The organism is Pseudomonas brassicae (genome assembly GCF_010671725.1).
Classification (GTDB): Bacteria; Pseudomonadota; Gammaproteobacteria; order Pseudomonadales; family Pseudomonadaceae; genus Aquipseudomonas; species Aquipseudomonas brassicae.
The window spans coordinates 16052-30459 of sequence record NZ_JAAHBU010000051.1 but is presented as its reverse complement, the minus strand read 5'-3'; the positions used below and the strand labels follow the sequence as shown (position 1 = coordinate 30459).

At 63.9% G+C, this 14408-nt stretch carries 12 protein-coding genes and 1 pseudogene; 11 read left to right on the top strand and 2 right to left on the bottom strand.

The window, feature by feature from the left end; translation table 11 throughout:
• Positions 1-642 (bottom strand): response regulator transcription factor GacA, encoded by a 642-nt coding sequence (gene gacA, locus G3436_RS04910; RefSeq protein ID WP_163941957.1) that lies wholly within the window; start codon positions 640-642, stop codon positions 1-3.
• A 92-nt stretch (positions 643-734) separates the two neighbouring features.
• The gene (locus G3436_RS04905; protein ID WP_163941954.1) at positions 735-1118 is read right to left on the bottom strand and encodes a helix-turn-helix domain-containing protein; all 384 of its coding nucleotides are present in this window, start codon (positions 1116-1118) and stop codon (positions 735-737) included.
• A gap of 449 nt (positions 1119-1567) precedes the next feature.
• Between G3436_RS04905 and G3436_RS04900 the strand changes: the two genes are divergently transcribed.
• The 11 genes and pseudogenes from G3436_RS04900 to G3436_RS04855 all read left to right on the top strand — a co-directional run bounded on the left by G3436_RS04900 (position 1568) and on the right by G3436_RS04855 (position 14401).
• Positions 1568-2875 carry a nucleotide sugar dehydrogenase gene (locus G3436_RS04900; RefSeq protein ID WP_163941951.1) on the top strand — a complete coding sequence of 436 codons (1308 nt, stop codon included), beginning with the start codon at positions 1568-1570 and terminating at the stop codon, positions 2873-2875.
• Positions 2876-3031: 156 nt separating this feature from the next.
• Positions 3032-4563 (top strand): annotated as a pseudogene (locus tag G3436_RS04895) (glycosyltransferase).
• A gap of 16 nt (positions 4564-4579) precedes the next feature.
• Positions 4580-5749 (top strand): PilZ domain-containing protein, encoded by a 1170-nt coding sequence (locus G3436_RS04890; protein ID WP_163941946.1) that lies wholly within the window; start codon positions 4580-4582, stop codon positions 5747-5749.
• A gap of 11 nt (positions 5750-5760) precedes the next feature.
• On the top strand, positions 5761-7212 hold the full coding sequence (locus tag G3436_RS04885) for a sel1 repeat family protein (protein ID WP_163941943.1): 1452 nt from the start codon (positions 5761-5763) through the stop codon (positions 7210-7212).
• Complete coding sequence (locus G3436_RS04880; protein ID WP_163941940.1) at positions 7209-8663, top strand: alginate export family protein; 1455 nt, start codon at positions 7209-7211, stop codon at positions 8661-8663. Before G3436_RS04885 ends, G3436_RS04880 begins: the two co-directional genes overlap by 4 nt.
• Before the next feature lie 14 nt (positions 8664-8677).
• Positions 8678-10105 (top strand): MBOAT family O-acyltransferase, encoded by a 1428-nt coding sequence (locus G3436_RS04875; RefSeq protein WP_163941937.1) that lies wholly within the window; start codon positions 8678-8680, stop codon positions 10103-10105.
• 9 nt (positions 10106-10114) lie between these two features.
• Positions 10115-11209 (top strand): alginate O-acetyltransferase, encoded by a 1095-nt coding sequence (locus G3436_RS04870; RefSeq protein ID WP_163941934.1) that lies wholly within the window; start codon positions 10115-10117, stop codon positions 11207-11209.
• 11 nt (positions 11210-11220) lie between these two features.
• Entirely contained in the window at positions 11221-11361 is a 141-nt protein-coding gene (locus G3436_RS28465) for a hypothetical protein (protein ID WP_338001206.1), read from the top strand.
• Positions 11319-11864: an alginate O-acetyltransferase AlgF gene (locus G3436_RS04865; protein WP_338001205.1), complete on the top strand. Its 546-nt coding sequence runs from the start codon at positions 11319-11321 to the stop codon at positions 11862-11864. The genes G3436_RS28465 and G3436_RS04865 overlap by 43 nt, the downstream gene beginning before the upstream one ends.
• 30 nt (positions 11865-11894) lie before the next feature.
• On the top strand, positions 11895-13295 hold the full coding sequence (locus G3436_RS04860; RefSeq protein WP_163941931.1) for an alginate O-acetyltransferase AlgX-related protein: 1401 nt from the start codon (positions 11895-11897) through the stop codon (positions 13293-13295).
• Entirely contained in the window at positions 13286-14401 is a 1116-nt protein-coding gene (locus tag G3436_RS04855; RefSeq protein WP_163941928.1) for a polysaccharide lyase, read from the top strand. The genes G3436_RS04860 and G3436_RS04855 overlap by 10 nt, the downstream gene beginning before the upstream one ends.
• The last annotated feature ends 7 nt before the right edge of the window (positions 14402-14408 follow it).

The window sequence follows — 14408 nt, the reverse complement described above, 5'->3', positions numbered from 1 at the left end:
TCAGAGGTTGGCGTCGACCATACCGTGGCGCACGGCCAGCAAGGTGAGCTCCACATCGCTGGTAACGGAAAGTTTCTCGAAGATGCGGTAACGGTACGTATTAACGGTCTTCGGCGACAAGCACAGCTTGTCGGAAATGATCTGCACCTTCTGGCAACCCACGATCATCAGGGCGATCTGGATCTCGCGCTCCGACAGGCTGTCGAACGGTGACGCGTTCTGTGGCTCGAACGACTTGAGCGCCAGCTGCTGGGCAATCTGCGGGCTGATGTAGCGCTGGCCGGCAAATACCAGGCGAATGGCCTGGACCATTTCGCCAAGGCCTGCGCCCTTGGTCAGGTAGCCCGCCGCACCGGCCTGCAACAGCCGGGTAGGGAACGGGTCTTCTTCACACACGGTCACCGCCACCACCTTGATATCGGGATGGCTGCGCAACAGCTTGCGGGTTGCCTCCAGGCCGCCGATGCCAGGCATCTTGACGTCCATCAGGACCACGTCGGGCTTGAGGTCGCGGGTCGACTTGAGTGCCGCTTCGCCGGAATCGGCTTCTCCCACCACTTGCAGGCCGTCGATATCGGCCAGCATGCGGGTAATGCCCGTACGCACCAGATCGTGGTCATCGACCACCAGCACCCTAATCAAGCAACCACCTCGCGTTACGGTGTGAAATTGGATCCGGCCACCTTAGCAAAAAATTGCCTTGGCACCTAACGGTAAACGCCGTCTCAATGACGTCAATTTTCAGCCCGCAGCGCTGGCGACACGGCCTGCCCCTGCGCGCCGCGCGCTTTGGCCGCAGCGTCACCGGCGAGGCTGCGCACCACCTGCTCGATTGCCTGCTGGTCGGCCGACGAGAGGTGCCTGAAACCACTGAGCAGCCGCTGTTCGGCGGCGCTCAGGCCAGCCGCTGCGCAGGGCGTGCCCACCCCGCGCAGTACATACAGGGCATCCACCCCGCACGCTGCCACCGCCGCCAGGTAGTCGGCCTTGGGCGTGCGCTCGCCGCTTTCATACTTGCCCTGCGCGTTGGCCTCCACACCACCGATGTCGCCGAACGCCCGCTGAGTCAACCCAAGCCGCTCCCGTTCTTCGCGCAGACGCGAACCCATACCGTCCATTTGAATGACCCACCCTCGACAATTGCAGGCCACGCACCGTTGCGCAGCGCCCCTGAACAAGAACGAACGCCACGCGGAAAGGTTTAAGCACACAAATTGAAGGCAATAAGCCACTATTTGAAAACAATAAAAAGACAATTGATCGCCGTTTTTTGGCGCCATTAAAACTCACAAAATACAGATATCAATTTTTTGACGCCCAACTTTCATAAACTTTAAGTCATTGTTTTTAAACAATTTTTAAACTTACATAAAACAATTTTTATGTTTTTCAAGTTAATTCAGAAGCAACGGTTGCCGAGCGAAAAATAAGTCCTATAGGATGAAAAAAAGAGAGATAAGCCGCCGACGAACAGCAACGTTCGCCGCGTTTCAGTTTGCGCCTGCCGCCTGAACATTTATCAACTACACAAGGGTTCGCCCAGGCGAACAGTGCAAAAGGGATCTCTATGAACATCAGTATTTTCGGGCTTGGGTACGTGGGGGCAGTGTGTGCCGGGTGCCTGTCGGCACGAGGGCATCGCGTCATTGGTGTCGACATTTCGCCGGCCAAGATAGACATGATCAACCAGGGCAAATCGCCGATTGTCGAACCTGGCCTCGAACAGTTGCTGCAGGACGCCATAACCCAGGGCCACCTGTTCGGCACCACCGATGTGCAACGCGCCGTGATGGACACCGAGCTGTCACTGCTGTGTGTCGGCACCCCCAGCAAGAAAAATGGTGACCTCGACCTGGTGTACATGGAAGCCGTATGCCGTCAGATCGGCCTCGCCCTGCGCGACAAGGCCAGCCGGCACACCGTGGTGGTGCGCAGCACGGTGCTGCCCGGTACCGTGAACAACGTGGTGATCCCGCTGCTGGAGAAAGCCTCGGGGAAAAAGGCCGGCGTCGATTTCGGTGTCGCGGTCAACCCGGAGTTTCTGCGCGAAAGTACCGCCATCAAAGATTACGACTGCCCGGCCATGACCGTGATCGGCGAACTCGACAGCCTGTCGGGGGATCTTCTGCAATCACTCTACGAGGGCCTGGATGCACCGGTGATCCGCAAGTCGATCGAAGTGGCAGAGATGATCAAGTACACCTGCAACATCTGGCATGCCACCAAGGTCAGCTTTGCCAACGAGATCGGCAATATCGCCAAGGCGTCCGGGGTAGACGGGCGCGAGGTGATGGACGTGGTCTGCCAGGATCACAAGCTCAACCTGTCGCGCTACTACCTGCGCCCAGGCTTTGCCTTTGGTGGCTCGTGCCTGCCCAAGGACGTACGCGCCCTCACCTACCGCGCCAGCCAGCTGGAGGTCGAGCACCCGCTGCTGGCCTCGATCATGGCCAGCAACCGCAGCCAGGTGCAGAACGCCTTTGACCTGGTGAGCGGTTTCAACAAGCGCCGCATCGGCCTGCTGGGCCTGAGTTTCAAGGCCGGCAGCGACGATCTGCGCGAAAGCCCGCTGGTGGAACTGGCCGAGATGCTCATCGGCAAGGGCTTCGAGCTGCGCATCTTCGATGCCAACGTGGAGTACGCCCGGGTGTTTGGCGCCAACCGCGAGTACATCGAGTCAAAGATCCCGCACGTCTCGTCACTGCTGTGCAACGACCTCGACCAGGTCATCAACGGCGCCGAGATCATCGTGCTGGGCAACAACGACCCGCGTTTCGCCCAGGCCCTGCAGGGCAATGACGACAAGCAGGTCGTCGACCTGGTCGGCTTCATGCCACACGCCAGCGACGCCACCCGCGAAGGAATCTGCTGGTAAGGCCACAGGCTCCATCAAGAGAGCCCCCGGCGTTTCACTCCAGACGTTTACCCGGTTTTTCACCTGCCCGCTTGCCGCCGCTTCCCACAGCGCCGGCGATGCGCATGTGCGTGAGCGGCCGGGCGAGCGCTGCCCGAACACAGGAGAAGCGGCACCATGAAACGACAGCAACCGCGACCCCAGGGTCGACCGAGCTACCTGCAGGCAAGCGCGAGTTTCTGCGCCTGGGCCTGCCTGTTCGGCCTGGTCGCGCTGGCATCGCAGATGATCGCCCCGCAGTACCTGGACCCCGGCCACCATCAGTTCATCTTCATCATCGGGGCCCTGGGCCTGTGGCGCTATGGTAATGCCATGGCCCACTACCTGCGTGGCATGTATTTCCTGCACTGGAAGTTTCCGCGTATTCGCAGGGCGGTCGAACGGCTGGGTGACGCAGCGCTGCCCTCGCACATGTTCATGGTGGTCACCAGTTTTCGCATCCCCACCCACACCACGTTCAAGGTCTACCAGTCCGTGTTCCAGGAAGTGCAGCGGCTGAACGTGCCCTGCACCGTGATCGCCTCGATCGTGGAGAAAGGCGACGAACAGTTCATCAAGGCCATCATGCGCAACGAGGTGGTGGGCCGCGACGACATCAAGCTGGTGATCGTACGTGCCCGTGGCACCGGCAAGCGCGACGGCCTGGCCCATGCCTTCCGTGCCCTGTCGCGACAGATGCCGATGCAGGATGCGGTGGTCGGCGTGGTCGATGGCGACACCATGATGCTGCCCGGCTGCGTCGAACGCGCGGTCAAGCTGTTCGCCTACCTGCCGAATGTCGGCGGCCTGACCACCAACGAATTCTGCGCAGTCGAAGGCAGCCCGTTGATGCGCCAGTGGCACTCGATGCGCTTCGTGCAGCGGCACATCAACATGTGCTCGATGGCGCTGTCGCACCGGGTACTGACGCTCACCGGGCGCCTGTCGTTCTTTCGCGCCAGCGTGATGACCGACCCGGACTTCATCCGCGATGTCGAAGCCGACTTTCTCGAACACTGGCGCCTGGGCCGCTTCCAGTTCCTGACCGGCGATGACAAGTCGTCATGGCTGAGCCTGATGCGTGCGGGCTGGGACACCTTCTACGTGCCCGACAGCAACACCCTGACCGTGGAGCATCCGCCGGACAACAGCTTCTGGCGCGCCACCCGCCAACTGATGTTTCGCTGGTATGGCAACTCGCTGCGCCAGAACTTTCGCGCCACCCACCTGCTCGGCCGCGCCCGCCTGGGCCTGTTCACGCTGTACGTGCTGCTTGATCAGCGCGTGTCGATGTGGACCTGCCTGATGGGCCTGAGCGCCTCGGTGGTGGCCGGCGTGGTGTTCGGTATCCAGTACCTGCTGGTGTACCTGTTCTGGGTGCTGCTGTCGCGCAGCCTGGTGACACTGCTGTTCCTGTTTGCCGGGCACCCGGTCAGCCCGGTGTACCCGTTCGTTCTCTATTACAACCAGATCGTCGGCTCGCTGATGAAGGTGTACGCACTGTTCCACATGGACAGCAAAGCTGGACCCGACAGAAAACCACGCTAAGCAATGGCAGTGTCGACTTTGACAAGGCCCTGAACCGCTGGTCATCGAAAGCGATGCTGTGCTCTTCCATCGCGATTTTCTTCGGTGCCATTTCGGTACTTCTCGAACTCACGCAACGATAAGGAAAAGGCGCCTGCCATGAGTAGCTCAAACATTCCCGCAGCCCCCGGCGCGACCGCCGCCAACGTGGTCCATGAAGCGATCGACGAGCGCCAGTACGTGCGTACCAAGCTCAATGCACGGGTCAAGCTCAGCGCCGCCGGCCAGGCGCCGATTGACACCACACTGCAGGACATTTCCCTGGGTGGCCTGGGCCTGGTGCACAGTGCCCCGCTGAAAATCGGCAGCCTCTACAACGCCTCGATCCAGTTGCGCCTGAACCAGCTCGACCTGAGCATCGACAGCCAGATCCGCATCGTCTCGCAACGCGGTGCCGAAGTCGGTGCACAGTTCGTCGACCTCGATGCGCAGAAGCGCGACATCCTGCGCTACATCATCAGTGCCTACCTGTCGGGCGAAATCGCCGACATCAATGGCCTGTTCAACGTGATGCAGCGTGAAAACTACATCAAGGAGCGCAAGCACAAGTACGCCACCGCCCGCAGTGGCGGCGAGCGCCTGCGTGCGCTCACCGGCACCCTGCTGTTCAGCGCCGTGGGCCTGGCCGCACTGGGGTTTGTGGCCTACAAGAGCTACCTGCTGTTCTTTCGCATACCCGCCCTGCAGGCCCAGGTGAGCAGCGACGCGCAGGTCATCAGCATGCCCGACAACGGCTATGTGAAATTCCTGCTGCAGCCGGGGCAAACCGAGGTCAAGGCCGGTGAGCCGCTGGCCAGCATCTCCACCCAGCTGGCCACCAGCTTCACCAGCCCGGCCGACATGAAGGCCGTTGCCGACCTGTCACCCGGCGACCTGCAGACGCTGCTCGGGCGCGCCACCATCGAAACCGTGATCAACAGCCCATGTGACTGCCAGGTGTACTTCCCCAGCGCCCCGATGGATGGCTATGGCTACAAGCAGGCAGCGCTGCTGCACCTGCTGCCCAAGGACCAGCCGCTGTATGTCAGCGCCAACGTGCCGTTCGACAAGCTGGCTGATATCGGCCGGGTCCGCTCGGTGGACCTGCAGGTGTTCGGCCTGGATGAACGCTTCAGCGGCACCGTAGTGGACTCGCACGTGGACACGCTGAACAAGAACCTGGCGCTGACCATCCGCCCGGATCGCCCGCTGCCCGTGACGGCGTACCAGAAACCGGTAGCGGTGGACCTGTTCCTCGGCCTGCCGGCCTTGCCATCGCTGTCGCGCTGAAGGGTCCCGAGATGAAACCGACGACGCCCGCCTGGCTGCTGTTGACCGCCCTCGCCTGCAGTACGCCGGCCCTTGCCGGGCAGAGCCTGGAGCAGATCCGCTATGCGCTGTACAAGGACCCCGGCGCCGATGTCAGCAACGACCTGCGGGCATTGGCCGCGCGCGGCGACCTGGCCTCCAAGCAACTGCTCGGCGATGTCCTGGCCAGCACTGACAACGCCAACAGCCAGGAGGTGATCCGGCTGTACCAGGAGGCCTTCGCCGACGGCCGCGGGCAGATCCAGGCCCTGGCCTCGCTGGCGCGTCTGCTCGACCGCAACCCCAGCCTGCGCCAGTCGCAACGGGCCTGGGTGGCCCAGGCGCTGAGGCGCTACCCGGCCAACCTCGACCCGCGCAATGCCAGCACCACACTGGAAGTGTTCCTGGCATACCCCGACCTGGTGCCAGGCGCCGAGGCCGCACAGCTGCTGGCGCTGTACACCCAGAGCTGCCTGCTCGACTGCCGCCCCGAGCTGTACCAGGCGGTGGTCGCCGAACGCCAGGGCGACCGGAGCACGGCCGAACGCGGGTACCAGCAGGCGGTGCGCGTCGACCCGCGCGGCGTCGACCGCTATTACCGCTTCCTCGGCGAGCGCCAGGACAGCGCGTTCCCGGCGTTCGCCCGCACCCTGGAGCCGCAGATGGCGCAACTGCCGGTGGAGATCGTGCAGCGCATCGGCGTGCTGCTGGACAACATCAATGCCGTGCAGCGCGCTGACCAGGACGTCGAGCAGGATGAGCGCCTGGCCAGCGGCATGGGCCCGGCCCCCGTCAAGCTGCCGCCCAGCCCCGAACAGCAGGCCCGCGACAAGGCCATCGCCGATGCCCAGGCCGCCGCCATGGCCGAGGTACAGCGCTGGTTCGACAATGCGGCGCAGCGCGGCTTCGTACCGGCACTGGTGTCCAAGGCCAACTTCATGATGTCCAACCCGGTCGAACACAACGCCGAGGAAGTGCAGGCACTGATCGCCCAGGTACAGGCCAAGGACCCGCTCCGGGCCAAGGCCCTCAATGCCTCGCTGTACATGGTCAGCAACTGGCTGACCCTGGACCCGCCCAAGGCCCAGGTGCTGATCAACCAACTGATTGCCAGCAACTACCGCGATGCCCACCTGCTGCTGGGCGAGCTGTACAGCAAGGGCGGCCTCGACCAGCCCGACCAGGAGCGCGCCCTGGCGATCTACCGCGAGCAGGCCGAACGCGGTGCCACCGCCGCCTGGTACCGCATGGCCACCATTCATTCCCGCGGCCGCGCCGTGTGCCACGACCCGGTCAAGGCCTACACCTATGCCCGCATTGCCCTGGACCTTGGCGAGAGCCGCGCCCGCGGGCTGCTCAAGCGCCTGGAAAAAACCCTGAAATCGGCTGACATCGAGCGCGCCATGGCGGCCCGCGACGACCTGCTCAAGGAGATCACCCTGTGAAAGCGCATCCGTCCCTGTTTGGCGCCCTGCTCCTACTCGCGCCGCTTTGCACAGCCGTCGCCGCCGAAGAAGTCACCGGCTCCGAGGCCGACAGCAACGAGCCGGTGCGCGTCGGCGCCGATGGCAGCGAACCGCTGATCACCTCCGAGTTCTTCAACAAGCTCACCGTGCAGACCGGCTACGGCCCTGAAGACTCCCAGGTCGGGCGCAGCCACGAAGGCTTCTACAGCCTGCGCTACGAGCCCTCGTTCGCCTGGTATTCACCGCAGAAACGCTGGGCCAAGTGGCTGGTGTACGGGCGCCTGTGGCTCAACTACGACTCCAGCCAGGCGCTCAGCAGCCAGAACGAAAGCACCAACGCCCGCGAACGCGAACAGCCAGAAGGCTGGTACGCCGAGCTGCGCGAACTGTACGTCAAGCGCAACCTGCTGGGTGATGACCCACGGTTCTCGCTGTCGGCCGGCCGCCAGCGCTTTGCCGACGACTACGGCATCTGGTGGGACGATAGCCTCGAGTCGCTGCGCTTGGACTACAAAGACACCTTCGCCAAGGGCTTCTTTGCCGTGGCGCAGAAGTTCTACAACTACAACAGCGACGTCAACCGCCTGGCCGACAGTGAACAGCGCACCACCTACCTGATGGGCGAATACGCCTACCGCTGGAGCGAGCGCAACTGGGTCGGCACACGCCTGATGGTCGAGAATGATCACAGCGGCCACGCCCCCGAAGACCGCTACGACTTCAAGGGCGTGCGCTACGGGCTGTACTTCAAGGGCGACGCGCTGCAGCTCAGCCCATTGTTCAGCGACTATCACCTGGAGCTGGCCGCGCTCGATGGCAAGGTCGACAACACCGACGCCAACGGCCTGACCAGCACCGGGCATGACTCCAGCGGCTGGGCCGCCCTGGGCGAAATCGGCAAGCGTTTCGACGACCTGCCATGGGCCCCGCGCCTGGCGCTGCGTGGCGGCCTGACCGATACCCCGAGCGACGAAAACGACGGCTTTCGCCTCAACAGCATCCAGTCCGACCGCATTACCCGGCAGGGGTCCTACAGCACGCGCCTGGCCAGCTCATTCGTCAGCCTCGACCTGCGCAACCTGAGCTACTACGGGTTCGCCGTGGAAACCCGGCCCACCCCCCGCAGTGCCCTGGACGTTCGCCTTACCCAACTCACGCTGCGCGATGCCGACGGCACCCTGCCGATTCGTGTCGATGGCGACCAGCGCAGCACCCGCAACCAGGCGATCGCCCGGGGCAGCAACAGCGCTGGCAAGCATGTCGGGCAGATGCTCGACCTCAACTACTACTGGAAGATGTTTCCAGTGGCCATCGACGGCAAGCACCTGGACGTCAACGCACTGGTCAGCGCCAGTTACCTGAATGCCGGCAATGCGCTGGACACCGGTGACGACTATCAGCTGACCTTCGGCGTCGTGATCAGCTACTAAGGACGGGCCTCGCCATGATCTTCGCCTCCAACGTGTTCCTGTTCCTCTACCTGCCGCTGTTCCTGGCGGTGTACTTCCTGGCGCGGGCACCGTGGCGCTCGACGGTGATCGTCGCCGCCAGCTACATCTTCTACGCCTGGTGGCGCCCGGACTTCCTGCTGCTGTTCGTCGGCATCACCTACTGGAACTACTGGTTCGGCCTGCGTATCAAGGCGCGCCTGGACGCCGGCGACAAACCCTGGGCATTTCGCCTGCTGTGGATCGGCATCATCGGCAACCTGTCGACCCTGGGCTACTTCAAGTACGCCAACTTCGGCGCCCAGGTGCTGGGGGCGCTGCTCGCGCCGCTGGGCATCAACACCTTCACCCTGGAAACGATCTTCCTGCCGCTGGGCATCTCGTTCTATGTGTTCCATGCCTTGAGCTACATCGTCGACATCTACCGCAAGGACGCCACACCAACCAACAACTTCATTGATTTTGCGGCCTTTGTCGCGCTGTTTCCCCACCTGGTGGCGGGCCCCATCCTGCGCTACAGCCAACTGGCGCCGCAGCTGCGTCAGCGCACCCATTCGCTGGAACTGTTCTCGCTGGGGGTGTGCCGGTTCATGCTCGGCTTCATCATGAAGGTGCTGATCGCCGACCAACTGGCCCCCATCAACGTGCTGTTCGTCAGCGAAGGCAGCCTGCAGTTCAGCGATGCCTGGTTCGGCCTGGTGGTATCCACGCTGCAGCTGTACTTCGACTTCGCCGGCTACAGCCACATGGCCCTGGGCCTGGCCCTGATGATGGGCTTTCGTTTCCCCGAAAACTTCAACCAGCCGTATGTGTCGCAGAGCATCACCGAATTCTGGTCACGCTGGCACATGACCCTGGCGCACTTTCTGCGCGACTACGTCTACCTGCCGCTGGTGCGCAAGCGTATCGCCGGTGCCCTGCCGGCGCTGGTGTACACCATGCTGCTGTCGGGGCTGTGGCACGGCGCCAGCTTCGCCTTCATCTGTTGGGGGCTGTTCTTCGGCCTGGGCATGGTGCTCGAACGCAAATTCGACCTGGCCACCAAGATCACCACGCCCTACCACCTGGGCCGCAACCTGCGCACCGCCCTGCTGATCATCCTCAGCATGCCGCTGTTCTTCACCAACGACCTGCGCCACAGCCTGGACATCTATCAGGCGTTGCTGGGCCTGAACGGCCTGGGCTCGCTGGAACTGTACGTGCTGGGTGCATCGAGAATGGCCATGTCGTTCGTCGCCGTGGCGCTGTGCTGGCTGGTCCTGGCCGGGCGCAACAACGTGCGCTACTACGCCGGCAACAAGGACCACTACTTCATGGCCCACGTCGGCGGGCTCAAGGCGGTGCTGCTGTGGGCAGGCTTTGCCCTGGCGCTGAGCAGCCTGGCGGCGCATTCGTTCTCCCCTTTCCTGTATTTCCAGTTCTAGGAGGCTGCCATGTACCCAGTGATGAGTTCGGCCAGCAAGGTCAACGGCATTCTGTTCTGCCTGGTGCTGGCAGGGATGTTCGTGTACTCGCTGCCGCCAGTGTTCAGCTTCGCGAAAAACCAGGGCGATGCCTGGACGCTGTTTGTCGACGGCAAGCTGCTGCGCAAGTTCGAGCAGCTCTACGACAAGCGCTTCTTCCTGCGCGAGCCATCGGTAAAGGGCTGGGCCGACGCCCAGTACCTGCTGTTCCAGGAGGGCACCAAGGGCGTGGTGCTGGGCAACGACGGCTGGCTCTATACCGCCCAGGAATACCGGGTGCCCAACGACCTGGACGCCAACCTGCAAGGCCAGCTGGAACAGATCGCGGCCATCCAGGCGCAGTTGGGCCAGCACCACAAGCGCCTGGTGCTGCTGCCACTGCCCATGAAGCTGGACATCTACGCTGCGCACACCCAGCACCCGTTCGACCCGCGCGCGATCAGCCTGTATGACCGCTTCGTCGCGCAACTGCAGGCGCGTCAGATCGCGGTAACCCCCCTGCGCACGGCATTTCTCGACAACCTCGGCGGGCCGGCGCTGTTCCTCAAGGCCGACACCCACTGGAGCCCGGACGGCGCGCGCCTGGCCGCCTACGAGCTGGCACGACAACGCCCGGAGCTGCTGGGTGACGAGCGTTACGTGTCGCACAAGGTGGCGGAAAAAACCATCACCGGCGACCTGATGAACTACATCCAGTTCGACCAGAGCCGCCTGATGCCCGGCTTCGGCGCCAGCCGCATCAGCGTGTACGAGACCCTGAAGGCCGAGCAGCGCGCCGACGAGCTGTTCGCCGACCAGGCCCAGAGCCTGCTGCTGGTGGGCACCAGCTACAGCAAGATCGACGACTGGAACTTCGTCGGGTTTCTCAAGGAAGCCCTTAACCGTGACCTGCTCAGCATCGCGGTCGAGGCCCGCGGCCCCTTCGAGGCCATGGGCCAGTTCCTGGCCAGCGATCAGCTGGCCAACCCCGAAATCGACACCGTGGTGTGGGAATTCCCGCTGCGCACGCTGCTGGCCCATCGGGTCAGCGGCCAGCGCCAGCTCAACCACACCCAACACTTCTAAGGAGCCTCACCATGAACCGTTCGCCACGCCACCTGATTGCCGCCACCGCCGTACTGCTGGGCACGCCCACGCCCTGGCTGCCGACAGCAACGCCGACCTCTACGACGCCGTGGCCCCGGCCGACTCGGCCTTCGTGCGTGTGCTCAACCTGAGCGAGCGCAGCATCGACGTGACCTTGAGCGGTAAGGTCAACCCGCAGAAAGTCGCCGCCGGCCAGCTCAGCGGCTATCGCTTCACGCCGGCCGGCGCGCACAGGATCGCCATCGGCAGCCAGGCCATCGAGCCCCAACTCAAGGCCAACGCGGCCAGTACCGTGGTGTATGACGGCCAGGGCCTGACGCTGATCGCCGACAAGTACGTCAACGAACCGAAAAAGGCCCAGATCGCGTTCTACAACCTGACCCCGGCCCAGGTGACGCTCAAGACCGTCGACGGCAAGACCTCGGTGATCGACCCCCTGGGCAAGGACCAGACCGGCAGCCGCCTGGTCAACGAAATCAAGATTGGCTTCGCCGCCTACGTCGACCAGCAGAACGTGGCGCGCTTCGACGAGCTGTTTCTGAAAAAAGGCCGCTCCTACAGCTACGTGCTGCTGCCCCAGGGCAGTGGCTACAAGAGCATGAGCCTGGCCAACAGCATCGACCCTACCGAGTAACCGGGCTGGCCTTGACCACAGGAACCGCGCATGAAGACGTTTATCTCCCTCGGCCTCGTGGCCCTGCTCGCCGCCATCAGCCCTGCCGGCCAGGCGGGCGAGGCCGCCAGGCCCGGCTGTACCAGCCTTGAGTGCATGGTGTGCCCGGCCTTGAGCGACCCGCACAAATACGCCGAAGGGCGCATGAAGCTGATGCGCGAGATCGTCCCCGGCAAGGACCGCTGGCTGTTCCGCTCGGCGGTCGACCTGACCAACGAATTCGGCATCCCCTCGCCCATGCGCCCGGAGTTTGCCCGCCTGATGGACGCGTTTCGCCAGCAAGGCATTCATGTGGCGATGGCCATCCAGCCGACACGCGGGCTGATGCACCGCGACAAGCTGTACGCCGAGCAGTTGCACGGTTTCGACTTCAGCCGCGCCAGCGGCAACCTGTCCGGCTACCTGCAGCAACTGCGCAACGGCGGCGCGGTGGTACCTGACCTGATGCAACTGGTGCGTACGCCGCCGGCCGGCGAGTACTTCTTTCGCCGCGACCACCACTGGACGCCCACTGGCGCCGAGGCCACCGCCCGCCTGGTGGCCGACGAGGTGCGTCGCCAGCCGTTCTATGCCGGCCTGAGCAAGAAGCACTACCGCACCGAGCCAGGCGTGATGGTGCCCAAGGACGGCACCCTGAACCTGGCCATGACCTATCTGTGCGGCAACAACTACGGGTTCCAGTACGTGCGTGGCTACCAGACCATCCCGGTGGCCGACGATGCCGGCGCACTGTTCGACGAAGCCCCCGACCCCGAGGTGATCCTGGTGGGCGACAGCAATGCCGCGGCCCGCGAGGACGAAAGCAAGCAGTTCAACTTCGATGGTTACCTCAAGCAGTACCTGGAGGTCGACATCCTCAACTACGCCCTGCCCGGCGTCGGCCAGGACGGCTCGTTGCTGGAGTACCTGCTGTCGGAGAACTACAAGCCCAAGGCGCCGCCCAAGCTGATCATCTGGGAACTGCCGGCCAACTATCAGCTGGAGTCCGCACCGATGTACCGCCAGTTGATCCCGGCAATCCGCGGCGGCTGCAGCACCGCCACCACCGTCCTGGGCAACCGTCTGGAACGCCCGGCACTACGGGTCAACGACCGCATCGAACTGCTCAGCAACGCGGGCGAGCAACGCAAGACGCTCAGCAGCGGCCAGGGTTTTCTCGACATCCGCATCAGCGACAAGAACGTCAAGGATTTCTACGTGATCGTGTATTACGACAACGGTGCCCGCGACAAGGTGTGGTTCCGCCGTGAAGCAGCGGTCAGTGGCGGCCAGTATTACCTGGAGCTGAGCAAGGCCAGGGAATTTGCCGGGGCCAACCTGCTCTCGGTATTCCTTGAGCCAACCAGGCCGAGCCAGGCCGCCACCCAGGTGGACACGCGCATATGCCTCTGAAGCCCTGGCTTGTCGCCACCCTTGGCGCATGCGCCGCCCTGCAACTGGGCAGTGCCCTGGCCGTACAGCCGCTCTGGCCGCCACGCGCCACCGCGCAGGCATCGATGATCGCCGACTACCGCACGCTCAAGTGCACCCAGCAAGCACCGGCGCCCTACACCGCCAGCCTGCAACTGCAAAGCAAGTACGACCAGCGCGACGCCAGCAAGTCGACCCTGCGCAGCCGCCCCGATGCCGACAGCGAGACGGCCGGCAAGCAGGTCAAGCAGTTCATCGGCGGGCTGATCTTTGCCAGCAAGCGCTTCCAGCGCGCCAAGACCCCGCAGGAGGCCAACATGGCCCTGGCCTGCCAGGACCAGTGGCTGCAACAGTGGGCGCACGCCGGCGCGTTGCTCAACCCCGACGCCAGCAGCACCGGCATGGCCGCGCGCAAATGGGCGGTGGCGGCCATGGCCTCGACCCTGCTGCTGACCCAGGCTGCGAGCAATGGCCAGGTGCAGTTGTCAGCGGCGCAACACGCCTGGTTCGAACGCCTGGGCGAACTGATCATGCGCGAATACCAGCCGCGCCAGGCGCCCGGCTTTAGCTGGTTCAACAACCACGACTACTGGGCCGCCTGGGCGGTGGCCGCCAGTGGCATGCTGGTGCAACGCGACGACTTCATCCGCTGGGCCGACGGCAACCTGCGCCGTGGCCTGCAACAGGCGGTACGCAGCGCAGACGGCAGCTATGCCTACCTGCCGCTGGAAGTGGCGCGGGGCAAATTGGCCGCCAGCTACAGCCAGTACGCGCTGGTGCCACTGGTGCTGCTGGCGGAGTCGGCGCGCGCCAATGGCCTGGGGTGGAACAGCGACGATCAGCACACCCTGGAACTGCTCGGCAACTTTGCTGCGCGCAGCCTGCTGGCCCCCGCGCAACTGCCCGAACTCAAGGGCCAGGCGCAGGCCGAGGTCGCGCCCTACAAGCTGGCCTGGCTGATCCCGTTCCTGCAGCGCGCGCCGGGCAATCGCCTGGCCCGCCAGCTGTACGACAGCGAGCACGGCGAGGTCGACAACTACAGCCAGATCGGCGGGCCGCTCAAGCCCTTCTATCCCCCATTGCCGTAACCAAGGA